Origin of the sequence: Streptomyces regalis (assembly GCF_001509475.1) — a bacterium.
In the GTDB taxonomy this organism is placed as follows: Bacteria; Actinomycetota; Actinomycetes; order Streptomycetales; family Streptomycetaceae; genus Streptomyces; species Streptomyces regalis.
Genome location: NZ_LLZG01000029.1, coordinates 1 through 22,950, shown reverse-complemented (window position 1 = coordinate 22,950; position 22,950 = coordinate 1). Strand labels below are relative to the sequence as shown.

The 22,950-nt window shown below is 70.7% G+C and carries 19 protein-coding genes, 1 tRNA gene and 2 pseudogenes; 11 read left to right on the top strand and 11 right to left on the bottom strand.

What is annotated here, in order from left to right; all coding sequences use genetic code 11:
* Window positions 1-144 precede the first annotated feature (144 nt).
* Window positions 145-696, top strand: a pseudogene (locus tag ADL12_RS06750) (triphosphoribosyl-dephospho-CoA synthase); the annotation flags it as partial.
* Here the strand turns inward: ADL12_RS06750 and ADL12_RS06745 are convergent.
* From ADL12_RS06745 to ADL12_RS06730, 4 genes are all read right to left on the bottom strand, one after another.
* Window positions 671-1,900 (bottom strand): MFS transporter, encoded by a 1,230-nt coding sequence (locus tag ADL12_RS06745; protein ID WP_062699563.1) that lies wholly within the window; start codon window positions 1,898-1,900, stop codon window positions 671-673. The pseudogene ADL12_RS06750 and the gene ADL12_RS06745 sit on opposite strands and share 26 nt — an antisense overlap.
* Before the next feature lie 104 nt (window positions 1,901-2,004).
* Complete coding sequence (gene pdxR / locus ADL12_RS06740; RefSeq protein WP_062699561.1) at window positions 2,005-3,351, bottom strand: MocR-like pyridoxine biosynthesis transcription factor PdxR; 1,347 nt, start codon at window positions 3,349-3,351, stop codon at window positions 2,005-2,007.
* 128 nt (window positions 3,352-3,479) lie between these two features.
* A complete protein-coding gene (locus ADL12_RS06735) occupies window positions 3,480-4,955 on the bottom strand; it encodes an aminopeptidase P family protein (RefSeq protein ID WP_062699559.1) in 1,476 nt (491 codons plus the stop codon).
* Window positions 4,956-5,074: 119 nt separating this feature from the next.
* The gene (locus ADL12_RS06730) at window positions 5,075-6,586 is read right to left on the bottom strand and encodes a PP2C family protein-serine/threonine phosphatase (RefSeq protein WP_079051877.1); all 1,512 of its coding nucleotides are present in this window, start codon (window positions 6,584-6,586) and stop codon (window positions 5,075-5,077) included.
* Between the two features lie 502 nt (window positions 6,587-7,088).
* On the opposite strand from ADL12_RS06730, the gene ADL12_RS06725 reads away from it, so the two are divergent.
* Window positions 7,089-7,748 carry a bifunctional DNA primase/polymerase gene (locus tag ADL12_RS06725; protein WP_062699554.1) on the top strand — a complete coding sequence of 220 codons (660 nt, stop codon included), beginning with the start codon at window positions 7,089-7,091 and terminating at the stop codon, window positions 7,746-7,748.
* Between the two features lie 56 nt (window positions 7,749-7,804).
* The gene (locus ADL12_RS06720) at window positions 7,805-8,476 is read left to right on the top strand and encodes a hypothetical protein (RefSeq protein ID WP_244187799.1); all 672 of its coding nucleotides are present in this window, start codon (window positions 7,805-7,807) and stop codon (window positions 8,474-8,476) included.
* Window positions 8,477-8,719: 243 nt separating this feature from the next.
* Here the strand turns inward: ADL12_RS06720 and ADL12_RS06715 are convergent, their stop codons facing one another.
* The 3 genes from ADL12_RS06715 to ADL12_RS06705 all read right to left on the bottom strand — a co-directional run bounded on the left by ADL12_RS06715 (window position 8,720) and on the right by ADL12_RS06705 (window position 11,628).
* Window positions 8,720-9,682, bottom strand: a complete 963-nt coding sequence (locus tag ADL12_RS06715) for a DUF5926 family protein (protein WP_062699552.1) — start codon at window positions 9,680-9,682, stop codon at window positions 8,720-8,722.
* A 198-nt stretch (window positions 9,683-9,880) separates the two neighbouring features.
* Entirely contained in the window at window positions 9,881-10,519 is a 639-nt protein-coding gene (locus tag ADL12_RS06710; RefSeq protein ID WP_062699550.1) for an ATP-binding protein, read from the bottom strand.
* Window positions 10,520-10,800: 281 nt separating this feature from the next.
* Complete coding sequence (locus ADL12_RS06705) at window positions 10,801-11,628, bottom strand: glycerophosphodiester phosphodiesterase family protein (protein WP_062699548.1); 828 nt, start codon at window positions 11,626-11,628, stop codon at window positions 10,801-10,803.
* Between the two features lie 277 nt (window positions 11,629-11,905).
* Between ADL12_RS06705 and ADL12_RS06700 the strand changes: the two genes are divergently transcribed.
* The 3 genes from ADL12_RS06700 to ADL12_RS06690 all read left to right on the top strand — a co-directional run bounded on the left by ADL12_RS06700 (window position 11,906) and on the right by ADL12_RS06690 (window position 15,495).
* Window positions 11,906-13,489 carry a S1C family serine protease gene (locus ADL12_RS06700; protein ID WP_062699546.1) on the top strand — a complete coding sequence of 528 codons (1,584 nt, stop codon included), beginning with the start codon at window positions 11,906-11,908 and terminating at the stop codon, window positions 13,487-13,489.
* Between the two features lie 234 nt (window positions 13,490-13,723).
* Window positions 13,724-15,277, top strand: coding sequence for a serine/threonine-protein kinase (locus ADL12_RS06695; protein ID WP_079051876.1), 1,554 nt, complete (start codon window positions 13,724-13,726; stop codon window positions 15,275-15,277).
* Between the two features lie 133 nt (window positions 15,278-15,410).
* Window positions 15,411-15,495, top strand: a tRNA-Ser gene (locus ADL12_RS06690).
* 136 nt (window positions 15,496-15,631) lie between these two features.
* Here ADL12_RS06690 and ADL12_RS06685 read toward each other — a convergent pair.
* The 4 genes and pseudogenes from ADL12_RS06685 to ADL12_RS06670 all read right to left on the bottom strand — a co-directional run bounded on the left by ADL12_RS06685 (window position 15,632) and on the right by ADL12_RS06670 (window position 18,159).
* Window positions 15,632-16,000 (bottom strand): amphi-Trp domain-containing protein, encoded by a 369-nt coding sequence (locus ADL12_RS06685; RefSeq protein WP_062699541.1) that lies wholly within the window; start codon window positions 15,998-16,000, stop codon window positions 15,632-15,634.
* A 128-nt stretch (window positions 16,001-16,128) separates the two neighbouring features.
* Window positions 16,129-16,640, bottom strand: a pseudogene (locus ADL12_RS06680) (DinB family protein); the annotation flags it as partial.
* 112 nt (window positions 16,641-16,752) lie between these two features.
* The gene (locus ADL12_RS06675; RefSeq protein WP_062699539.1) at window positions 16,753-17,184 is read right to left on the bottom strand and encodes a hypothetical protein; all 432 of its coding nucleotides are present in this window, start codon (window positions 17,182-17,184) and stop codon (window positions 16,753-16,755) included.
* A gap of 108 nt (window positions 17,185-17,292) precedes the next feature.
* Complete coding sequence (locus ADL12_RS06670) at window positions 17,293-18,159, bottom strand: bifunctional DNA primase/polymerase (RefSeq protein WP_062699537.1); 867 nt, start codon at window positions 18,157-18,159, stop codon at window positions 17,293-17,295.
* Window positions 18,160-18,535: 376 nt separating this feature from the next.
* On the opposite strand from ADL12_RS06670, the gene ADL12_RS06665 reads away from it, so the two are divergent.
* The 5 genes from ADL12_RS06665 (at window position 18,536) to ADL12_RS06645 (ending at window position 22,607) form a co-directional block, all read left to right on the top strand.
* Window positions 18,536-18,862 (top strand): hypothetical protein, encoded by a 327-nt coding sequence (locus ADL12_RS06665; RefSeq protein WP_062699535.1) that lies wholly within the window; start codon window positions 18,536-18,538, stop codon window positions 18,860-18,862.
* Window positions 18,863-19,238: 376 nt separating this feature from the next.
* Window positions 19,239-20,207: a bifunctional MaoC family dehydratase N-terminal/OB-fold nucleic acid binding domain-containing protein gene (locus ADL12_RS06660; RefSeq protein WP_244187798.1), complete on the top strand. Its 969-nt coding sequence runs from the start codon at window positions 19,239-19,241 to the stop codon at window positions 20,205-20,207.
* Between the two features lie 29 nt (window positions 20,208-20,236).
* Entirely contained in the window at window positions 20,237-20,728 is a 492-nt protein-coding gene (locus tag ADL12_RS06655; RefSeq protein ID WP_079051878.1) for a MaoC family dehydratase, read from the top strand.
* Window positions 20,725-21,891 (top strand): lipid-transfer protein, encoded by a 1,167-nt coding sequence (locus ADL12_RS06650; RefSeq protein WP_062699533.1) that lies wholly within the window; start codon window positions 20,725-20,727, stop codon window positions 21,889-21,891. The genes ADL12_RS06655 and ADL12_RS06650 overlap by 4 nt, the downstream gene beginning before the upstream one ends.
* Window positions 21,892-22,037: 146 nt before the next feature.
* Window positions 22,038-22,607 (top strand): SigE family RNA polymerase sigma factor, encoded by a 570-nt coding sequence (locus ADL12_RS06645; RefSeq protein WP_062699531.1) that lies wholly within the window; start codon window positions 22,038-22,040, stop codon window positions 22,605-22,607.
* The last annotated feature ends 343 nt before the right edge of the window (window positions 22,608-22,950 follow it).

Genomic DNA, 22,950 nt, shown 5'->3' with positions numbered 1-22,950 from the left:
TCTGGGCGGTGGTCGCTGAAGCGCGGACCGTAAGCCGCCGAGCTGGCCGGTACGGACCTTCCGGGCGGAAACGCCAGGATTGCTGAGAACCACTGAGGCTCTTGGTAACGGTACGGCCATGAGCAGCCGCGAGGACGAGGCGCTGGCGCAGGCCGGGGCGCGCTGTGGGCGCTCGGCCTGCTGGTCGCCGCGGCCGCGCTCGACCCCCGGGCCGAGGGGCGGGACGTCGCCGCGACCGCCAAGCGCATCGCCGCGCACACCGACAAGCGCGCCCCGCGCAGGCCCTCCCGGGGCTCCTCGGTGTCCGCGAAGTACGGCGCGGCCGGGGCACGGGGCGAGGCACGGGCCGGATTCCCGCACGTACGGCGGGCGTTGGACGCGCTCGCCACGGCACGCGCGCGTGGCGCCACGGAGGAGCAGGCCCGCCTGGACGCCCTGCTCACCGTGATGTCCACCCTCCAGGACACCGAACTCCTCTACACCGCGGGCCCCATCGGCCTACGGCAGGTCCAGGCGGGCGCCCGCGCAGTCCTGGAAGCGGGGGGTACGGCCAGGGAGGCCGGCGCGACTGCCCTCGCCGCCCTCGATGCCGACCTGCACACGCGCGCGTGGAGCCCGCGGGGGAGTGCGGGGCTGCTCGCGGGGGCGCTGTTCCTGGACTCGCTGCCCGTCACGGCACGAGCACGGGCTGCCTGACCTGGTCCTGCGCCCGGCGACCGGCGGCCCACCGAGCCGCCGGTCCCGTCGCGTACGACGCCGCAAGCATCGCCCCGCCCAGCAGCAGCCAGCCCGGCGTCCCCCACTCCACCAGCAGGGCCGTCAGGAGGAGCGGGCCGAGGGTGCGGGCGATCGTGACGCCGGTCCCGAACAGGCCCTGGTACTCGCCGACGCGGCCCTCCGGCGCCAGGTCGAACGACAGCTGCCAGGAACCCGCCGACTGCCCCATCTCGGCGACCACTTGAAGCACCGCGCCCACCACCAGGAATCCGACGGCCACCCACAGCGAGGCGCCCGCCGACAGCGCGAACACCACGCACGCGGCGAGCATCACCCAGCCCGCACGACGCACCGCGCGCGTGGCGGTGGCAAGGCCCGTGACGCCGCGCGCCGCCCGTACCTGGAAGAGCATCACCGCACCGGTGTTGAGCACGAACAGCGCCGAGACCAGCCAGGCCGGCGCGTCGGTCCTGCGGGTGATCCACAGCGGCAGGACGAGGCTGAGCAGCGGAAGCCGCAGCAACAACACGGTGTTGAGCAGCGCGACCAACGCATACGGGCGGTCCTGCAGCACGCCGAGCCCGTCCCGCCGCCGACTCGGCACAGGCGGCACGGAGGGCAGCCGGAGCAGCAACCCCGCGCACCCCAGGAAGCTCACCGCGTCCAGCGTGAACACCGCCAGATACGCCGTCCGCGTCCCGGCATGCAGCGCGAGCCCGCCGAGCCCCGCACCCACCGCCAGGCCGGCATTGAGCGTCGACTGCAGATGCGCCAGCAACCCCGTCCGGTCCCCGGCGGACACCAGCCCCGCCAGCAGCGCCTGCCGGGCCGCCGCGAGCCCGGACTGCGCGGCGGCGTACGCGCAGGCGGCCAGCACGAATGGCACGAACCCGTGCACGACCGTGAAGGACGCCACCGCGAGTCCCGTCACGAGGGCCAGCAGCACTGCCGTACCGCGCGGCCCGCGCCGATCGGCGAGCCGCCCCAGCGGAACCCCCACCAGCGAGCCGACCGCCCAGCCGACGGTCAGCCCGAGCCCCACGCGCGCGGGGGCGAGGCCGACGACCTGGGTGAAGTAGAGGGCCGACGTCGTGTAGTAGGCGCCGTCCCCGACGGAGTTGCTCAACTGGGCGAGGGCCAGGACGCGTTGCGGGCCGGCGGGCGGGACGAGGCGGGTTGTCATGCCAATGACGTTAAGGACACTGTGGACCTTTCGACAGGCCCAATAGTCACGCCTCTCAGTGGCCCAATTAGTGGCCCGATGCGTGGCCCGAGGCGTGGTCCGATTCAGGCCCCGTCCAGCACCTTTCCCAACACCTCCAGCGCTTCGGGATACGCCCGCTCCCGAGGCGTCCCGTACCCCACGACGAGCCCCTGTGGCCGCCCCGCGCCGCCGCCCGGCGTATGCCAGTGCTCCCCCAGATGCCCCACCGCGAGCCCCGCCTCCGCCGCCCGCGCCAGCACCCGCGCCTCGTCGTCGACCTCCACCAGCGCGTGCAGCCCGGCCGCGATCCCGCGCATACGCCGACGCGCCCCCAGCCGGTCCAGGAGCTGATCCCGGCGTCGCCGGTACCGCAGCCGGCAGGCACGCACATGCCGGTCGTACGCGTGGCTGTCGATCAGCTCGGCGAGCGCCAACTGCCCGATGGACTCGGTGTGATGGTCGCTGTGCAGCTTGGCGTCGGCGACGGCATCGACCAGGTGCGGCGGCAGCACCATCCACCCGAGCCGCAGAGCAGGCCCGAGGGTCTTCGAGGCAGTCCCCAGATACACCACCTGCCCCGGCGCCATCCCTTGCAGCGCACCGACGGGCTGGCGGTCGTAGCGGAACTCCCCGTCGTAGTCGTCCTCCACGATCAGCCCGCCACGCGCGCGTGCCCAGTCGCCGAGCGCCCGCCGCCGCTCGGGGTGCAGGGTCACACCGGTCGGGTACTGATGCGCCGGCGTGACGACCACGGCCGCGCAGTCCCCCAACTCCTCGGCGCACACCCCCCGTTCGTCGACCCGCACGGGCGCGACGGCACCCCCGTTGCGCCGCACCACCTCCCGATGGAACGGCAGCCCCGGATCCTCCATGGCGACGGCGCCGCCCTCCAACACGCGCGTGAGGAGCGCCAGCCCCTGCACATACCCGGAGGTGATCACGATCCGCTCCGGCGGCGCGATCACCCCACGTGCCCGCCCCAGATACCCCGACAGCGCGGTCCGCAACTCGATACGACCGCGCGGATCGCCGTAGTCGTACGCCAGGGAGGGTGCCGTGGCGATGGCCCGCCGCAACGCCCGCAGCCATGCAGCCGCCGGAAACGCCCCGACGTCCGGACTCCCCGGCCGCAGATCGAACCGCGGCTCACGCGTGCGTGCGGCGCCGTTGGCCGCCTCTGCGTCCGGCGAAGGCAGCGAGGCTACCTGCGTACCGGCCCCCTGCCGGGCGGTGAGATAGCCCTCGGCGACAAGTTGGTCGTATGCCGCCTTCACGGTGTTCCGCGATATGCCGAGCTCGGAGGCAAGCCGCCGCGTGGCAGGCAACCGCTCCCCGGGAGCGAGCCGCCCGTCTCGTACGGCGTCCCTCAGCGCCCGCTCAAGCCCAGCACGACGGCCGTCGCCGACGGCCAGTTCCAGATGCAGGTCCACCCCAACCCCCTAGGGGCGCGGGACTGTCTCGATATGCGGCTCCGCCGCGTGGGCGCGATCAGCCCCCACAACCCGCAGACCGCAACGATGGCCGGACACCTCTCTGGTATCCGGCCATCAATCCAACGTCAGCTCTTCAGCGAGGCCATCCAGGACTCGACCTCGTCCGACCGCCGAGGCAGCCCAGCGCTCAGATTCCGGTTCCCGTCCTCCGTCACCAGAATGTCGTCCTCGATCCGCACCCCAATGCCCCGGTACTCCTCCGGCACGGTCAGGTCATCGGCCTGGAAGTACAGCCCGGGCTCGACGGTCAGCACCATCCCCGGCTCCAGGACACCCTCCACATACGTCTCCGTCCGCGCCGCAGAGCAGTCATGGACGTCCATGCCGAGCATGTGCCCCGTCCCATGCAGCGTCCACCGCCGCTGAAGCCCCAGCTCCAGCACCCGCTCCACCGGCCCCTCGACGAGCCCCCACTCGACGAGCCTCTCGGTCAGCACCCGCTGGGCCGCGTCATGGAAGTCCCGGTACTTCGCCCCCGGCTTCACAGCCGCGATACCGGCCTCCTGGGCGTCGTACACGGCGTCGTAGATCTTCTTCTGGAGCTCGCTGTACCGGCCGTTGATCGGCAGCGTTCGCGTGACGTCGGCGGTGTAGTACGTGTGCGTCTCGACGCCCGCGTCGAGCAGCAGCAGATCACCCGACCGCACGGGCCCGTCGTTGCGCACCCAGTGCAGCGTGCAGGCGTGCGGACCGGCCGCGCAGATGGATCCGTAGCCGACGTCGTTGCCCTCCACGCGCGCGCGGAGGAAGAACGTGCCCTCGATGTAGCGCTCGGAGGTCGCCTCGGCCTTGTCGAGGACCTTCACCACGTCCTCGAAGCCGCGCACGGTCGAGTCGACGGCCTTCTGCAGCTCGCCGATCTCGAAGTCGTCCTTGACCAGCCGCGCCTCGGACAGGAAGACCCGCAGCTCCTCGTCCCGCTCGGCGGTGACCTTGTCGGTCAGCGCGGCCTCGATGCCGGCGTCGTAGCCACGGACGACACGCACCGGACCCGTCGCCTCGCGGAGCTTGTCCGCCAGCTCGCGCACGTCGGAGGCCGGGATGCCGTACAGCTTCTCCGCCTCGGTGAGCGAGTGCCGGCGGCCGACCCACAGCTCGCCCTGGCCGGAGAGCCAGAACTCGCCGTTCTCCCGGTCGGAACGCGGCAGAAGGTAGATCGTCGCCTTGTGACCGTCGGCGACGGGCTCCAGGACGAGCACACCGTCTGCGCTTTCATCGGGCCGGCCGCCGGTGAGGTACGCGTACTCGACCGACGCCCGGAAGGCGTACTCGGTGTCGTTCGACCGGGTCTTCAGGTTGCCCGCGGGGATCACCAGACGCTCACCCGGGAAGCGCGCGGAGAGCGCGGCACGACGGGCCGCCGTCTCGGCAGCCTGGGGGATCGGCTCCAGGTCGCGCAGCTCCGTGTCGGCCCAGCCGGACTTCATGCTCTCGGCGAGCTCGTCGGACACGCCCGGATACAGGCCGTTCTTGCGCTGCTTGATGGGCTCTTCTTCGGCAGTCTCCGGGGTCTCCGAGAGCTCTTCTGCCACGGCGGTCATCCTCCTCGATACGGCACTGGACCCCGACCATCGTACGGTCGTACAGAAGGGAGCCCAGGGTCGAAAGGACCGTCACCGGGAGGTGCTATGCCGGCGGCCTTGGAACCCGTTATGGCCGCCTACTCGAAGCGAGCCGCCAGCAGCACCACGTCCTCCTCGCTGTCCGCCACGTCCAGCCCGCCCGGCAGCACGGTCCGCAGGACATGGTCGACGACCGCATCCGGATCGTGCCGCAAAGCCCTCGGCACCGAGGCCGCCGCCGCGTGCAGCCGGGCGAACGCCCGGTCCGTGGGGTCACCGGTGCGGTGCAGCAGCCCGTCGGTGTACAGCAGAACCGTCTCTCCGGCCTCCGCGGTCAGCTCCACGCTCGGCGCCTCCCAGCAGGCCAGCATGCCCAGCGGCGCGGACACGGAGGTCTCCACGAACTCCGTGCGCCGGTCCCCGATCAGCAGGGGCGGGGTGTGCCCGGCACCGGCGAGCGTGATCTTGCGCAGGGAGGGTTCGCAGTAGGCGAACAAGGCGGTGGCGGAGCGGGCCGGCTCGGTGAGTCTGAGCAGCAGCTCCAGGTCGGACAGGACCGCGACCGGGTCCTCGCCCTCCATGACGGCGTACGCCCGCAAGCTGGCCCTCAGCCGGCCCATCGCGGCGATCGCGCTGGGCCCGGAACCGGTCACCGAGCCGACCGCCAGGCCGAGTGCGGCGTCCGGCAGCGGCAGCGCGTCGTACCAGTCGCCGCCCCCGCGCGGGCCGGTACGGTGCCGCGCGGCGAGCTGGACGCCGGCCATGCGGGGCAGGCGGGAGGGGAGCAGCTCCTCGGCCATCGTCTTCATGCACGCGCGCGTGCGCTCGACTTCGAGAAGCCGGGCCAGGTACTCGGTGGCGTAGCGCGTGTACAGGCCGACGAGGTGGCGTTGGCGCTCGGTCGGCTCGGCGGGCTCGTCGTACAGCCACACGGCGGCGCCGAGTCGGCCGGCGGCCTCGGTGGACAGGGGGAGCGCGTAGCTCGCGGCGTAGCCGAGGCGTGCGGCCACCTCGCGGTGGCGGGGGTCGAGCCCCTCCTCGGCGAACAGGTCGGGCTCGGCGATCTCGCCGTCACCGCCCGGAAGGCCGTCGAGGATCCTGCCGTACGACAGGGAGCTGCGCGGGACGGTCTCGATGTGGCCGAGGTCGGCGCGGGCGAGACCAAGACCGATCGTCGTGTCCGGGCCGAGCCCGTCGGCGGGTTCCAGTACGACGAGACCGCGCCGGGCACCCACGAGGGCGGCTCCGGCGTGCAGCAGTTCCTGGAGGGCTTCACCGAGTGCGTCCGTGCGGGCCAGGCGCTCGGTGAGTTCGTGGAGTGTGGTGAGGTCCGAGACCCAGCCGGCGAGACGGTCCTGAAGCAGCGCCCCTGGTGCGTGGGGTGGGGGGACCGCTGAGGCACCCGAGGCCGCGGGCGCGGGCGCGACAGTGTGTGTGGGCGAGGGAACCGTTGAATCGATTCCGGCCACTTTCGGAGGGTGAGGGGCGTTCATGGCGTCCGGCTTTCCGACCGGTGCGTATTGCTCAAAAGCATCGCAAACCCCCATGTCATTCTGCGCCGCTAGCAGTGTCTCCACATGTACACGCACTCGTGAGGGGATGTCCAGCATTGTCCTGCCGGGATTCCTGGTGTCCATGAGCAACCAGAGCAACCGCCGTACACGTCTTACGGAAAGGCAAAGTTGGCTTAAAACTGCCTCGGGTAACGGGGTATTGCGGTCGACTGGTTTCGCTCCACGGAGCGTCACAGCGGTCGTGATGGGTACGTACTCGGTGAAGGCCAGGGGTGGTTGACAATCACCCGGAACCTGGTGACGGACCCGGGCGTCTTAGCCACCGACGACCGGCCCCATCCTCCCGTGGCGGAGGCGAAGAGAAATATGCGCGACGGTAAACGCCAGACTTCGCCACCCCACGCCACGCCCATGCTTTTGACAGATCGCAGTATGGACGAGGTTGCCGCGGAAGCAGCCAACGCTCGACCCATAGGGGTTTCCCTTGCTCAAGGCAGGGGTGTGATGCGCCAACAGGTACGCACAGTGAAGTGATCGACACATGGTGTGATGTGGACCACGGTGTTGCCAGCGGTGCAACGGAAAGGAACGAGCGCTCATGCGCGAGATCCTCGGAAGGCGACGCAGGCTCCTGCGCAGCGACGGGAAGTCTGAATTGATCAGCGCGGCCCTGACCTTCGCGACGGAATGGCGCTGGCCGGTACTCCCAGGCGTGACGACGCACCCGCAGGGGCACTCCCGCTGCGGCTGCCCCGACCCGGAGTGCACGGTGCCCGGCGCCCACCCCTTCGATCCCGGCCTCCTCGCGGCCACCACCGACGAGCGCATGGTGCGCTGGTGGTGGACCAACCGGCCCGCGGCGCCGATCATCCTCGCCACCGGTGGCACGGCACCCTGCGCGGTCAGCCTCCCCGCCCTGCCGGCCGCTCACGCCCTCACCGCCCTCGACCGCATGGGCATGCGCCTCGGCCCGGTCGTCGCCTCGCCCGCCCGCTGGTCGATCCTGGTGAAGCCGTACTCCATGGAACAGCTGGGCGAACTGCTCTACGCCAAGGACTTCGTCCCCGGCTCCCTCCGCTTCCACGGCGAGGGCGGCTATATCGCCCTTCCCCCGTCCGAGACGGGCCAGGGCCCCATCAGCTGGCAGCGCGCACCGCTGCCCGGCTCGGCCTCCCCGTGGGTGCCGGACGTGGAGGCCGTGGTGGACGCCGTGGTCGAGGCCCTCACTCGTACGGGTGTGAGCGCGCCCGAATTGTAGGGCCGTCCGGCGTGCGCGGGACGGCGCACGCGCGTGTGGTCGTTATCTTCCGCTATATGCCGCGTCAAACCAGGGGAAAAAGGGCACCGTCGTCGCATCGCCGCGGGCCGCATCGCAGAAGAGTCCGTCTGATCGCCTTCGCGTCCGTCGCGGCGGCCGCGGTCGCCCTGCCGCTGGCCTGGGCGGCCGCCGGCCAGGTCGTCGACGCGAGCCGGGCCGCCGAACGCACGTCCGCGCGTGAGGCCGTACGCTCCTCCCCCCATGCCCCGAAGGACGGAGCCGTACGTCCGTCCCGCCCCGCCGATGCCAAGGCGCCCTCCACCGAGCCCTCCACCACCTCCTCGCTGCTGCTCGGCCTGGGCCTTGCCACCGCCGCCCGCTGCGGTCCCGAACTCACCTCTCCCGAGGGCATCGAGGCGCAGACCTGCGTCCTCACGCAGGGCGACGAGACCTGGGCGCGCACCTACTTCCGCAATGCCACCGGCGGCGCGCTGGACTCCGTACTGAGTCTCATGGGGCCTGGTGGGCGCACGGTGCAGATGCGCTGCGCCGGGGGCGCCGAGGACGAGCCGGGGACGTGCGAGACGCCCCGGGAGCGCACTCGGGGGAACCTGGACGCCTACACGGCGGTCGCGGAGTTCGCGTCCCGGGCCGGGAGCGGGCCGCTGCTGCTGCGCTCCGCCAGCAACTCCTCGCCGGGCAAATCCGGGGAACCTGCGGGCAGTTGACAGGCGGCGTCATTCCGTAAAGGAGTGCGCACATGGAAAGACCCGGTTGCTGGCGACGGGGGATGCACCAGCAACCGGGCTACTCGAACGGTAACAAGAGATCGGCGGTTCGCAAATTCGATCCGGGCTTTCCAGTCACGGATTCCCTTGCTCCGCATGGGAGTTGTGATCGGACTCACCCCTCCCGGACGGGCCGGTTCGGCTGAACGGCCGTTCAGCCGAACCCGGTCTGCGCAGTGCTCGTCAGCTGAGCGTGACCTGCCGGTTGGTCAGGCCGCCACGCGCGCGACGCTCGTCCGCGGTGAGCGGAGCGTCCGTGGCCAGGGCCGCGGCGAGGCGCTCGGCGAACTCGGCCGCCGGCTTCTCCACGTCCTCCGCGCCAATGCCGCTCGGGAGGTCCCAGACCGGCACGGTGAGGCCGTGAGCACGGAAGGAACCGACGAGCCGGGTGCCCTCGCCGAGGTTCGACTTGCCCGCCGCGTGCAGTCGCGCGAGGGCGTCCAGAAGCTGCTCCTCGGGGTGCGGCATGACCCAGCGCAGGTGGTTCTTCTCCGGCGTCTCGCACCAGTAGGCGGCGTCCACACCGGTCAGCTTCACGGTCGGGATGGCCGCGGCGTTGGCCCGCTCCAGGGAGGCGGTCACCTCCGGCGTGGCGTTCTCCGCGTCCGGGACCCAGAACTCGAAGCCCGGGTGTACAACTGGCTCGAACGTGCCTTCGGGGTCGAGCAGATCCTGCAGTCGCGGACCGTCGGCCGGGGCGCGGCGGCCCTGGACCGGGGTGCCGGGCTGCGCGGTGAGGGCCTGCTGGAGGGTGTCGGCGAGGTCGCGGCTGATGTCGCCCGACGCCGTGTCGTTCTGCAGGCCGAGCAGGACCGAGCCGTCGTCGCGGCGCAGGGCCGGCCAGGCCATCGGCAGGACGGTGGCCAGGGTGACGGACGGGACGCCCTCGGGCAGGCCGCCCTTCAGGGGCAGCTCGACCGTGGCGGCCGGCACCAGTTCGCGCAGTGCCACCCAGTCGCACTCGCCGGGCAGCCCCTCGAACGGGCGCTGCACCAGTTCGGTCACCGCTTGCGCGGCGGCCCGGCCGTGGCAGGCCTTGTAGCGGCGGCCGCTGCCGCAGGGACAGGGCTCGCGTGCGCCGACAACCGGGATCTCTCCATCGCTGAGCTGCGGGCGGGCCTTGGTCTGGGGTCGCTTCTTGGCCATCGTGGGTGTCTCCCGGTTACGGCTCGTCTCGTACGGCGCGAGCCTAGCCGTTCAAGCCATGGGCGACGGGAGCCTGTGGACAACCCACCGGGTCGTGCCGGGCCGTATCGATACGCGGCTCCCCCGTGCGGCCGCAGGTTCGGGCGGAAGGAGAGCCGGTTCGCGGCGGAAGCAGGGCCTCAGCCGGAACCCGTGCCGTCAGTCCAGGTCGTCGAAGGCGTCGCCGAAGTCGAGGCCGGATATCGCACCCACCGACGGCGCTGTGACGCGCGTAGCGAAGTCGTCGCGGCGATGCCCGGCATCCGGATCATGAACGTCGCCGTGGACCACGACCCAGACCGTGATCTCGCCCCGCGCGTCGTCGCGTACACCCCAGTCGTCGGCGAGAGCGGTGATGATGTTCAGCCCGCGGCCGCCGTGCGCGGTGACCGAGGGCGTGGCCGGAGCAGGGCGGGTGGGCCCGCCGCCGTCCGTCACCTCCACGGTGAGCCTGCCGCTCGCGTCCACGCGCCATGCAGCCCGGACGTCACCGTCCCCGGACAGTGCGTCACCGAGCGGCCGACCGTGTTTGCACGCGTTGCTCAAGAGTTCGGAAAGAATCAGTACGGCATCGTCGATGACCGATTCCGCCACGCCACCCCTGCGCAACTGAGAGCGCATACGGTGTCTCGCTTCCCCCACGCCCGCAGGGCCATGGGGTACGGCCATGCTCGACGACGTGGGCACCTCCTGTGCCACCACCAACGCCACCCCCGAGACCTCCTTTGCCCCACGCCACGGTGTGGATGCCCCATTGGCCTGTACCGGAAACCGGCCAATCAATGTCCGGTGACGCACTCGCAACGATCGAATACGGACCGAACGCGCCGGAGCACTCCCTGTAGTCGAGATGGCTGGAATTCGACGGTGTGACCAGAAGTGGAGGATGGGGCTGAAGGGGCTCTGGGGTCAAGAGGTTGCGCAGGGGTTGATGAGGTTTTAGGGGATTCCGGATGTGCGGTTTGCTGTGGCCACTTGTTGTGGCCACTTGTTGCGGCCGCTTGCTGTGCCGCCTGCTGTGTCACTTGCTTTGGCCGTGCCTCGGCTTGCAGTGGCCGCGTGTCGGCCACGCGCGCGTGTCAGCGGCCGAGCTGGTGCAGCACCGCCCGCGGGCGGTTGGTGATGATGGCGTCGGCGCCCAGTTCGACGCAGAGGTCGACGTCCTGGGGCTCGTTCACGGTCCAGACGTGCACCTGGTGGCCGGCCCGCTTCAGGCGCTCCACATACGCCGGGTGACTGCGCACGATCCGGATCGAGGGGCCGGCGATGCGGACGCCCGCGGGCAGCCGTCCGTCCCGGAGCCGGGGCGAGACGAACTGCATCAGGTAGACGGTCGGCAGCGTCGGCGAGGCGGCACGCACGCGATGCAGCGAGCGTGCCGAGAAGCTCATGACCCGCACCGGGGACTCGTCGGCCGTGGCGGGTGCGTCGAGCCGGAACCGCTTCAGTAGGAGCAGCAGCCGCTCCTCGACCTGGCCCGCCCACCGGGTCGGGTGCTTGGTCTCGATCGCCAGCTCCACGCGCCGCCCCGCGTCGGCGACGAGTTCCATCAGCCGCTCCAGGGTGAGGACGGAGGTGTCCTCGGGATCCTCCGGCCGGAACTCCCAGTCGGGCTCCTCGGTCCGGTTCTTCCACGAGTCGCGGTTCTTGCGGGAGCCGAAGTCCAGGGCGGCGAGCTCGGCGAGCTCCAGGGCCGAGACCGCGCCCCGGCCGTTGGACGTACGGTTGACGCGGCGGTCGTGGACACAGACGAGATGTCCGTCCGCGGTGAGGCGTACGTCGCACTCGAGGGCGTCCGCACCGTCCTCGATCGCCTTCTTGTACGCGGCCAGGGTGTGCTCGGGAGCGTCTTCGGAGGCTCCGCGATGGGCGACGACCTGGATCCGGTGCTGTCGTGCGTGGGTCACCGCGTCATGGTCCCACCGCAGGCGGGTAGACGTGCGGCCGGAGGCGCCTTAAGGGCGATGGAATTGCGCCTATTTAGTAATAGATGCCCTATGTAAGGAGTGGCCGTGGACCCACAGGGACCGCTTATGGTGCTCTGACGGCCCGTGGGAAAAGCTGACCGCATACAAAAGACATGCACAGCTGAAGCGCACCGACCGCCGACGAGTACTGACCGGCGTGAACGGACGTGACCGAGTGCGACCGAAAACGACAGCCGTGGATCGAGGAGAGAAAGCTGTGAGCACCGAGAACGAGGGCGCCGCGGTACCCCCGGCCCCGTCCGCACCTCCCGTGCCGGTGGATGCTCCTGCTGTTCCGGCATCCCAGGAGCGCCCGGCTCCCGAGGGCGATGCCGCCCCGACCACCCAGCTCCCACCGGTGCCGAACGGCACCCTGGCGAACGCGAACGGCACCCAGCCGCACGCCGCCGACGCGGCCGCGAACGGATCTCAGCCTTACGGCGCCGAAGCGGCTTCGAACCGCGCTCAGCAGCCCGCCGCCCCGGCCGCCTCGAACGCAGACCAGCCGCCTGCCTCGCAGGGCTCGGCCCCCGACGCCTCCTGGCCGCCTCCGCCGCCGCCCACACCGCCGTATGCCGACAGCGGTGCCGCCGCAGGTGGTGCTGGTGCTGGTGCTGGTGCCGGTGCCGGTGACGGTGTGGGCTCCGGATGGGGTGCCACCTACCAGCAGCCGGCGCCGAAGTCCGGCCGCGGACGCGGTGGACTGCTCGCCGCGGTCCTCATCGCCGCGCTGGTCGCCGGCGGCCTGGGCGGTGGCCTCGGCTACACCCTCGCCAAGAACGACGACACCAGCTCCTCGACGACCGTCTCCGCCGCCGACAGCGGTGGCGACCTCAAGCGCGACCCGGGCACGGTCGCGTCCGTGACCGCCAGGGCGCTGCCGAGCACCGTCACCATCGAGGCCGAGAGCAGCAGCGGCGAGGGTGGCACCGGCACCGGCTTCGTCTTCGACACCGAGGGCCACATCGTCACCAACAACCACGTGGTGGCCGACGCGGTCGACGGCGGCAAGCTCACGGCGACCTTCCCGAACGGCAAGAAGTACGACGCCGAGGTCGTCGGGCACGCGCAGGGCTACGACGTGGCGGTCATCAAGCTCAAGAGCGCCCCGTCGGACCTCAAGCCGCTGACGCTGGGCAACTCCGACGACGTGGCGGTCGGCGACTCGACGATCGCGATCGGCGCGCCCTTCGGCCTGTCCAACACGGTCACGACGGGCATCATCAGCGCCAAGAACCGCCCGGTGGCATCCAGCGACGGCACCGGCAGCAACGCCTCCTACATGAGCGCCCTGCAGACCGACGCCTCGATCAACCCCGGCAACTCCGGCGGCCCGCTGCTGGACGCGCAGGGCAACGTCATCGGCATCAACTCCGCGATCCAGTCCGCCGCCAACGGCCTGGGCGGCACCAGCCAGTCCGGTTCGATCGGCCTCGGCTTCGCCATCCCGATCAACCAGGCCAAGTACGTCGCCAAGCAGCTGATCAAGACCGGCAAGCCGGTGTACGCCAAGATCGGCGCCTCCGTCTCCCTGGAGGACACCACCGACGGCGCCAAGATCACCGAGCAGGGCGCCAGCGGCTCGGACCCGGTCGAGGCGGGCGGCCCCGCCGCCAAGGCCGGCCTCAAGCCGGGCGACGTCATCACCAAGCTCGACGACAGGGTGATCGACTCCGGCCCCACCCTGATCGGTGAGATCTGGACCCACCAGCCCGGCGACAAGGTCACGATCACCTACGAACGCGGCGGCCAGTCCCACACGGTCGAACTCACCCTGGGCTCCCGCACCGGCGACAGCTGACGCCACCGGCCACGCGCGCGTAGATCAGGCTCCGACCAGAGCCGACGCAACGCGCGCGTGCTCGCTTGTTGCCCAAGAAGCTGCTCCCCTGATGCCTAAAGGACTATTCGCCGGGGTCGATTGCGCGGCGCGCTCGGGGAGTTGCCGATCGACCGGCGACCGTGTCCATACGTTCGGATGGGCTATCGTGCCTTCTCGACCTCGACTGTTCGCGAATGGGAAGCGGAGCCGCGAATGGGAAGCAGACAAGGGGACGGTCTCGCGGTGTCCGATCTCGGGCGGCTCGTCGCCGGCAGGTACCTGCTGGTGGAGCGGGTGGGCAGCGGCGGTATGGGAACCGTCTGGCGTGCCGAGGACAAACTGCTCGGCCGCCACGTCGCCGTGAAGAAACTGCGCATCCCGCCGCACCTGCAGGACGACGAGGTCGAGACGCTCTACGAGCGCACCCGCCGCGAGGCCCGCAGCGCCGCCCGGATCACCCACCCCAATGTGATCGTGGTGCACGACGTCGTCGATGACGAGGGCCTGCCGTGCATCGTCATGGAGTACATCCCCTCGGTCACGCTGAGCGACGTCCTCAAGCGCCGGGGGGCACTGCCACCCGAGGAAGCCGCCCGGATCGGCCGTGCCATGGCCGCCGCCCTGCGCGCCGCTCACGACGCCGGGGTCCTGCACCGGGACGTCAAGCCCGCCAACGTACTGCTGGGTGACGACGGGCGGATCGTCCTCACCGACTTCGGGATCGCCATGGAGTCGGGAACGTCCTCGCTGACCAAGCCCGGCGAGTTGATCGGCTCCATCTGCTACCTGGCGCCCGAGCGGCTCAGGGGCGCGCATCCCGAGACCGGCCCCGCCAGTGATCTGTGGGCCCTGGGGGCGACGCTGTACCAGGCGGTCGAGGGACGGGACCCGTTCCGCCGGGACACCCCGATCGAGACCGCCTACGCCATCGCCACCGATCCGTACGAGCCCTCGCGCAGGGCCGGGGACCTGGCCCCCGTGATCGAGGGTCTGCTCGTCAAGGATCCCGAACAGCGCATGGACGTACACGAGGTCGAACGCCGCCTGGGCGAGGTGACCGAAACCCGAACCGCACGCCTCGACTCACCCACGCGACCGGACCGTTCCGAGGACCTCGCGCCTCGTGGTCAAAAGGGCAACGGCAACCGGCGCCGTACGGTGGTGCGGTCGGTCCTGGCGGTGACACTCGCCGCCTGTCTGGCAGGCGGCGCCCTGTGGTGGCTCAAGGGCAGTGCCGACGAGCCGACCACGCGCGCGTCCGGCTCCGAGGCCTCCACTCCCTCCACGACCACCAGTCCCAGCCCCACGGTGCCGCCGGTGCCCGCCGGGTACCACCTCAAGAAGCCGGACAGCGGCATCTCCGTGCCCGTGCGGGACGGCTGGACCCGCGAGACGTTGCCCGGTGGCGAAGTCGCCTACATAGACCCGTCGGAGCTGGTGGGGCTGAGGGTCAACGTCGTCGAGTTCGCCGGTACCGATCCGCTGCAGCACTGGCGTGAGACGGAAGAGGAACAGACCGCCCGCGACAATCCCGGCTATGAACGGGTGAGGATGGCCGAAACGACCTTCCGGGGACGGCCTGCCGGGTACTGGGAGTTCACCTTCGACGGCAGGGCGCGGAAATACCGTGCCGCGGAGTTGGCCTTTGCGAGCGCCGACGGCACCCAGTACGTGATCTACCTCTCCGCGCCGGACGAGCAGTGGCACGAGTACCGGCCGGTCTTCGACACCGCCGTCAACGGAGTCCGCCTGAGCGACGACGGCTGACGGCGAGCGCTCGTACGCCCGCTCAGCAAGTGCCTGGCACCGGAGCGACCGGACCCCATACGGACCACGCACCCCGCGCAACGCGTCAGGCCGGTACGCTGTACCCGCTCCGCCCCTGGTGGGCCGGGGCCGAGGTGGGTTGCCCGAGCGGCCTAAGGGAACGGTCTTGAAAACCGTCGTGGCGCGAGTCACCGTGGGTTCAAATCCCACACCCACCGCTTGTCAGGCGGCATAAGCCCAGGTGAGAAGGGGTGCCCGGATTTCCGGGCGCCCCTTCTCGCGGTCGGGCCGCGCTGAGTGGCTGAATCGGTTCGTATGCTGCGCACATCGGGGAGTCGACCTTGGCGCGGCTCACTACTTCTTCTCGGCAGCCCGCTTCGAGGTTCTGCCTCCGCCGGTGCGGGTTCGGCCGGGACCGGCAGCCGTGCTCTTCCGTCTGCCTCCACCCGGTTCTGCGCCGGCTGCCGTCTTCTCCGATGACGCTGTCCCGGCGGCCGACGCGGTCGGCCACTTGAACTCGATCTCCAGCTCGATCTCCCCGTCACTGACCTCGACCTCGATCTCGCCGCGAAGGTCGTCCGGGATCCGCAGGCTCAGCTTCCAAGGGTCGAGTTCCAGTTCGGCGTCCCCGCCCTCCCTCAGCGCGGTCGCGAGCGCCGCGAGCTGATCGGCCGCCTCGAGGCGGGACAGCGAGCGCTTCTGCTCAAGCTTGAGATCCTTCATGGCGCCTCCGATCCAGCACAAAACAGCAGATGGCTCCCATTTTCGTGCTCTTTGCCGAGCTGGACATCTCGCCGGGAGACACCCTCCGGCCGGCGTCGGCGGCGACGGATCAGCCCCCCCAGCTGCTGTGCCCGCAGCAGCCTCAACTGCCCGATCTCCGCAGCGTTCTTCATCAGCTCGGCGTTCACCCAGCCGATCATGTGGGCGACGGTGTACTGCGGGTCGTCCGGCCAGGGGAACGGTGCCGTGGCGTCCAGATCCGTGTCGTCGAGCGGGTCCAGCGCGGCCGGCCAGTCCGCCCGCAGGTCGCGCAGCCAGGTGACGGTCGCCTTTCCGGCGCCTGGCCAGGTGACATCGGTCCGCTGCCGGGGCGGGCGGCCCCGCAGATGGTCGGTGGCCACGCTCCACCACCAGCCGATGTGCCAGCTCACCCAGGCGATGGTCGGCACGGGGACGGGGTCGGGCTCGGTCTCCGCCCAGTCGGCACCCAGGTGCCGTCGGCGGCCGGACGTACCGTCCAGCAGTGCGGCCCCGGTTCCCACAGGAAGTCCTCGGGCCGGAGCCGGTCGAGGTGGTATTCGAACAGCGCCCAGGTGAGAGCGAACTGCCAGCGCATCAGCTCACGTCGGGAAACGCTCATCGGCCGACCCTGGCATACGGGCTCCCCGTCTGGGCAAGCCGATTTCTCCGCCACGGGTGTCGTTGAAGAGCCCTCTCGTCTCCAGAGCTCGTATGTCGTTGAAGCGCTGTCTCTAGAGCTCGTGGTCCCGCGCCAGCCCCTCCCACTCGACCTGCCGCAATGCCTCCTCCGCGTCACATCCGGACGGCACGCGCGCGGTGGGCTGGAACCAGATGATCGTGAGGGCGGAGCGATACAGGACCGGGTCGTGGTCGCGGTCGAGGGCTGTGGAGTGGAAGGCGCCCACGCAGGCCACCGACGGCAGCACCTCGACCGGGCCGAACGCGCCCGCGTACTGGTCGGGATACTCGCGCGGCGGCGGAACGAGGTGCACCGGGCTGGAGGGGTGGGCGTGCTCCGCGGCGCGGACGAGGCCCTTGATCTTCATGTCGTTGACCGGCTTGCACGGGTAGCCCTCCAGCATGGCGCCGTACGTCGAGGAGAGCTGCAGCTCCGACAGGTCGAGGGAGCGGCCGGACGCGAGGACGACGCGGGTCAGCGACATGGTCGGCGCTCCAGGGCGGTGGTGCATCGAGCTCCCGTGAATTTCAAGGCCTGTCAGGCGCCTGCGAGCCGCGGACGCCCGGACGCCCTGTCAGGGCCGGTGCCCCGTTCAAGGGCGGTGCCCAGTCATCCGCGCAGCCGACGCGATCGTCGCGCGGGCCTCGCGTTCGGTCAGGCCGGTGCTGAGTGCCGCCTCGACGAGGGGGTCGACGAGGGCGGGGCCGATGCCGTCCTCGTAGGCACGGCAGGCCGCCCAGAACAGGCGGGTGTTGCGCTGGCCCTCGTGGGCGGCGAGCACGAACTGGACGAGTCCTTGCCCGTGGCCGCCGGTCGCGGGGGGCGTGGGGTGGTGCGTACGGGGCGGGGGGAGCAGAAGGCGCAGGAGGGCGCGCGGGCAGGGCGCGGGGACGATGTGGGAGGTTCCGGGAGCAGTGCTGTAGACGCCGTGGTCGGTACGGGAGCCGGGGCCGACGAGGTAGCCGCCGGCGCCCCGGATGTCGATGCCCGGCGCGAGGCGGCCCGCCGAGTTGGGGACGACGACGTCGGGCGGGCCGGTCAGCCAGAGGTGGCGGCCGCCGCTGGGGGTCAGGACGACCACCGTGGGCGGGATCGTGAACAGGTGGCGCAGCGCCAGTTCGCGCAGGGCGGCCGAGGAGTCCGTACCGGATTTGGTGTCGAGGTCGATGCCGATCAGGTGGTGTGGGGGCAGGCCGCACGCGATGCCGTAGCCCGTGGCCCAGGGGGCGGCGGCGAAGAGTTCGCGGATGCGGGCGGGGTCGGTGGAGGCGTCGTAGACCCCGTGCCCGAAGCGGCCGCACTCGCCGTGGCAGGGCGCGGGGGCGGGGTCGTCGCGGTGCGGGGAGCGCAGGGCCGGGAGCTTCGTCCGGGACAGGGGGATGACGGCCAGTCCGCGTTCGGCGGCTGACAGGGCGTGTGCGAGGGCCAGCGTCGTGGCCTGCCGGTCGGTGGTGGCCATGAGTCCATGTTCGTACGAATGTTCGAAAAAGGAAAGAGGGGAGGGTGCGCATCGCCGGGCGATTCGCCGGTTGGCGGGGGTTGGCAAGAAGCCTGCCGGAACCTTTCACCCCTTGTGGTGCTTGGGGTTGAGCTGTCCGTACTGCCCTGGCTTATTGGGCGGAAGTGGCGAAAGGGGTTTATCGACTTGTCATCACGCTTCAGGGCGAATAGGGGCATCCGGGGTGGTTCGCCGGGGATTCGGTGGGCAACTCTGATCTCGCGACGTCGTGCACAGCTCCAGGGTGGTCGGCCAACTGCCTTGGAAGGAGCAGTACTTCATGCACTACCTATGCGTCCGGCGGGGAGCCTGGGCGCACCTGTTCTGGAGGAACAACATGGCAAGCATCCGTACCGCCCGCGTCATCGCGGCCGTCTCCGCCCTCCCGCTCGCCGCCGCCCTGTTCGCCGGTGTCGCCGCGGCGGACAACGGCGCCATCGCGGACGACGGATCCAGTGCGGCTGTCACGAACGCCGCCCAGGGCCTCGTGGGCAGCGGGGTCGGCGGCGACAACTACGGCACCTCGTCCACCACACAGCAGCAGGCGACCGGCGCCGGCGCCTCGAACCAGAGCAACACGGCCCAGGTCAACGGCTCCGCGTTCACGGCCGTCAATCAGGGCAACGACAACACGTCCGTCAACTTCACTCCGCTCTGGTGGTGAGCTGAGGGGGCCGGCGCCCCGGTGCTCATGCGCCGGCCCTCTCGGATCTGTGGGGTGTGCTGTGGGGTGCAAGGCGTCTGCGCGGCGGTACTTCGGTGCCGCCGCGCAGGCGTTTTTCCGTGTTCGGCCGTGACGCTCCACGACCTTCGGGTGATCTTCTGCGCCCTTCTGTGGCCTTGACACTGCGGCGTATCTGACGGACAGTCAGAAATCTTCGGAGGGCCTGGGGCCTGGGGCCTGGAGTTTGGGGCCTGGGGCTTGGGCCTCGTGAAGTTCCCAAGAACTCATGGGAACCGGATCGGCGGTCGCGGTGTACCAGAAGTGTCAGTGCGATGCGCCGTGGGGCGACGAGGGCGATGAGGGCTAGGGGGCGACGGTGAGTTACGAGCCGGTGGTGAGCCATGAGGTGGAAGCGAGCGACGACTTCGAGACGCGGCTGAAGCTCTACGAGGGGCAGCGCGCCGCTGTGGCGCGCGCGGGCAAGGATCCCGTCAACGCGCCCATGATCCGGCACTGGTGCGAGGCCATGGGCGACACCAACCCGGCGTACTCGGGACCGGACGCCACCGCTCCGCCCACCATGCTCCAGGTGTGGACCATGAGCGGCCTCTCCGGCCATACGGGACGCGCGCACGCGTACGAAGAACTGCTCGGCCTGCTCGACGAGGCGGGCTACACCTCGGTGGTCGCCACCGACTGCGAGCAGGAGTATCTACAGCCCCTGCGGCCCGGGGACGAGATCACCTTCGACTCGGTGATCGAGTCGGTGTCGGAGAGGAAGACGACGAAGCTCGGCACGGGATACTTCGTCACGACCCGCATGGACATCCGCGTCGGTACCGACCTCGCGGGCACCCACCGCTTCCGCATCCTCAAGTACGCACCCATACGTCAGGCCGGCCAGTCGGGTCCGCGCAAGAAGCTTGCCCGCCCTCGTCCCGTGGTCAACCGCGACAACGCAGCCTTCTGGGAGGGCATCCAGCGGCACAGCCTGCCCATCCAGCGCTGCACAGGTTGCGGCACCCTGCGCCACCCCTGGCTGCCCGGCTGCAACGCCTGCGGCGGCCTGGGCTGGGACACGGTCGAGGCGAGTGGCGAGGGGACGGTCTATTCGTACGTCGTGATGCACCACCCGCCGTTCCCCGCCTTCGACCCTCCGTACGCGGTCGGTCTGATCGAACTGGCCGAGGGGGTGCGGATGATCGGCAACGTGGTGGGGGTGCCGTACGACAAGGTGCGGATCGGACTGCCGGTGCGGCTCGAATTCCAGGAGTACGACGAGGGGTTGGTGCTGCCTGTCTGGCGCACTCAGGAGGCTCAGCGGATTCAGGAGGTTGTCGCATGAGGGCCGGTGAGGGCGCGACGGCAAGCCGCATCAAGGCCGGTGACGAACTGCCGCCGCTGGAGGTCCCGATCACCCGCACCCTGATCGTCGCCGGGGCCATCGCCTCGCGCGACTACCAGGACGTGCACCACGACGCGGAGTTGGCCCGGCGGAAGGGATCCCCCGACATCTTCATGAACATCCTGACGACGAACGGCCTGGTCGGCCGCTACATCACCGACCACTTCGGACCGACGGCCGTACTGCGCAGGGTGGCCATACGACTCGGGGCGCCCAACTACCCGGGAGACACGATGGTGTTGACGGGCACGGTCGAGGACGTCGCCGGCGACACGGTGACGGTACGGGTGGTCGGCGCGAACGGCATCGGCAGACACGTGACCGGCACGGTGACGGTGACCCTGCCGGCAGGGACGGCGGGCACCGGCTCGGCGGGAGTGGCGGACAGCGTGCCGCCGGCGGTGGCGGACAGCGTGCCGACGAGGGCCGCGGTCACCATGCCGTCGGAGGGTCCGGCATGAGCGTCCGCGCGCGGGACGCCCTTGCCGGTCGGGCGGCGATTGTCGGTGTCGGGGCCACCGAGTTCTCCAAGGACTCGGGGCGCAGCGAGCTCCGGCTGGCCGTGGAGGCGGTGCGGACCGCACTGGACGACGCGGGGCTGACGCCCGGGGACGTGGACGGGATGGTGACGTTCACGATGGACACCAGCCCGGAGATCACCGTGGCCCAGGCCTGCGGGATGGGTGAGCTGTCCTTCTTCTCCCGAGTCCACTACGGCGGCGGTGCGGCCTGCGCGACCGTCCAGCAGGCGGCGCTCGCCGTGGCCACGGGGGTCGCGGAGGTGGTGGTCTGCTACCGGGCGTTCAACGAGCGATCGGGGCGGCGCTTCGGGTCGGGGGTGCAGCACCGGGAGCCGTCGGCGGAGGGTGTGGCGCTCGGCTGGTCACTGCCCTTCGGGCTGCTCACGCCGGCTTCCTGGGTGGCGATGGCGGCCCAGAGATACATGCACACATACGGGCTGACGCCGGAGGTGTTCGGGCATGTGGCGGTGATGGACCGCAAGTACGCGGCGACCAACCCGGCCGCCTACTTCCACGGCAGACCCATCACCCTCGCCGACCACGCGGCCTCGCGCTGGATCGTCGAGCCATTGCGGCTGCTGGACTGCTGCCAGGAGACGGACGGCGGCCAGGCGCTCGTCGTCACGTCCGTCGACCGGGCCCGTGACCTGGCCCACCCGCCGGCCGTCATAGCGGCGGCGGCCCAGGGCGCCGGCCGAGGGCAGGAGCAGATGACGAGCTTCTACCGGGACGACCTCACCGGTCTGCCGGAGATGGCCGTGGTGGCGCGGCAGTTGTGGCGGACGGCGGGGCTGGGGCCGGGAGAGATCGACGTGGGGATCCTGTACGACCACTTCACCCCCTTCGTGCTGATGCAGCTCGAGGAGTTCGGGTTCTGTGGAAAGGGGGAGGCCGGGGACTTCGTGGCCGAGGAGCGGCTGCCGCTCAACACGCACGGGGGGCAGCTCGGGGAGGCGTATCTGCACGGGATGAACGGCATCGCGGAGGGGGTGAGGCAGGTGCGGGGTACGTCCGTGAACCAGATACCCGGGGCGGAACGGGTGCTGGTGACGGCGGGGACGGGGGTGCCGACATCGGGGCTGGTCCTTACTGTCGACGCCTGACCCCCAGGGGTAATCCCGCAGTATGTGTCCCTCGCTCGTCCACCTTCAGGAGGTGGAGCCAGCCCCACCCCTACAACCTGAGGCGGACGTTGCTTCGGCACCTGCGGCCGATCCGCTGAAGCAGGGGCCGCTCATAGCGTGGAGCCATGACCACACCCGTCTGCACCAGCGCTTCCGACGCCGCTACTTCAGCGAGGCAGACCCGTCCGAACGCGACGTATCCCTCGTTCACGTCGTACGTGCGGGCCCGCCAGCCGGTGCTGCTGCGCACCGCCCGGTCGCTCACCGCGAACCCGAACGACGCGGAGGACCTGCTGCAGACCGCGCTCACCAAGACGTATGTCGCCTGGGAGCGCATCGAGGACCATCGCGCGCTCGACGGCTATGTGCGCAGGGCACTGCTGAACACGCGGACGTCGCAGTGGCGCAAGCGCAAGGTCGACGAGTTCACCTGCGATGAGCTGCCCGAACCGGAGCCCAAGCCCGGCCACGACGACGACCCGGCGGAGCAGCAGGCACTGCACGACGCGATGTGGCGCGCGATCATGCGGCTGCCGGCGCGGCAGCGGGCGATGGTCGTCCTGCGGTACTACGAGGATCTCAGCGAGGTCCAGACGGCCGAGGTGCTCGGCGTCTCCGTCGGCACGGTGAAGTCGGCGGTGTCACGAGCGCTCGGGAAGCTGCGCGAGGACCCTGAGCTGGGGCTGGTCCGCTAGCGGTGGCGCAGGACCGACGGTGAGATCCCGATACCGGGCCCCGCCGGCCCTGATGCCCACCGCGCCGGCTCTGTCGCCCACCCCACCGTCCGTGTCACCAACGCGCCGGCCCTGACACCCACCCCGCCGTCCGTGTCACCAACCGCGCCGGCTCTGTTGCCCACCCGCCGTCCGTGTCACCAACCGCGCCCACCGCGCCGGCCCGTGTCACCACCACGCCGACGTGTCACACCGGGCCGACCGTGTCACTACCGGGGACAACCGTGTCACCCACCGCGTCGGCCGTGCACGTCCCTTCACCCCTCCCCCCTCCCCTCGGCCCTCACTCCACCCCGATCTCCCC

Excerpts from the sequence above, each read along its gene's own strand:
- ADL12_RS06725 (WP_062699554.1), top strand. The coding sequence starts at position 7,089 with ATGCGCGAGATCCTCGGAAGGCGACGCAGGCTCCTGCGCAGCGACGGG.
- ADL12_RS06715 (WP_062699552.1), bottom strand. The coding sequence starts at position 9,682 with ATGGCCAAGAAGCGACCCCAGACCAAGGCCCGCCCGCAGCTCAGCGAT.
- ADL12_RS06735 (WP_062699559.1), bottom strand. The coding sequence starts at position 4,955 with ATGACCGCCGTGGCAGAAGAGCTCTCGGAGACCCCGGAGACTGCCGAA.
- ADL12_RS06730 (WP_079051877.1), bottom strand. The coding sequence starts at position 6,586 with ATGCTGGACATCCCCTCACGAGTGCGTGTACATGTGGAGACACTGCTA.
- ADL12_RS06645 (WP_062699531.1), top strand. The coding sequence starts at position 22,038 with ATGACCACACCCGTCTGCACCAGCGCTTCCGACGCCGCTACTTCAGCG.
- ADL12_RS06745 (WP_062699563.1), bottom strand. The coding sequence starts at position 1,900 with ATGACAACCCGCCTCGTCCCGCCCGCCGGCCCGCAACGCGTCCTGGCC.
- ADL12_RS06665 (WP_062699535.1), top strand. The coding sequence starts at position 18,536 with ATGGCAAGCATCCGTACCGCCCGCGTCATCGCGGCCGTCTCCGCCCTC.
- ADL12_RS06675 (WP_062699539.1), bottom strand. The coding sequence starts at position 17,184 with ATGTCGCTGACCCGCGTCGTCCTCGCGTCCGGCCGCTCCCTCGACCTG.
- ADL12_RS06670 (WP_062699537.1), bottom strand. The coding sequence starts at position 18,159 with ATGGCCACCACCGACCGGCAGGCCACGACGCTGGCCCTCGCACACGCC.
- ADL12_RS06720 (WP_244187799.1), top strand. The coding sequence starts at position 7,805 with ATGCCGCGTCAAACCAGGGGAAAAAGGGCACCGTCGTCGCATCGCCGC.
- ADL12_RS06650 (WP_062699533.1), top strand. The coding sequence starts at position 20,725 with ATGAGCGTCCGCGCGCGGGACGCCCTTGCCGGTCGGGCGGCGATTGTC.
- ADL12_RS06695 (WP_079051876.1), top strand. The coding sequence starts at position 13,724 with ATGGGAAGCAGACAAGGGGACGGTCTCGCGGTGTCCGATCTCGGGCGG.
- ADL12_RS06685 (WP_062699541.1), bottom strand. The coding sequence starts at position 16,000 with ATGAAGGATCTCAAGCTTGAGCAGAAGCGCTCGCTGTCCCGCCTCGAG.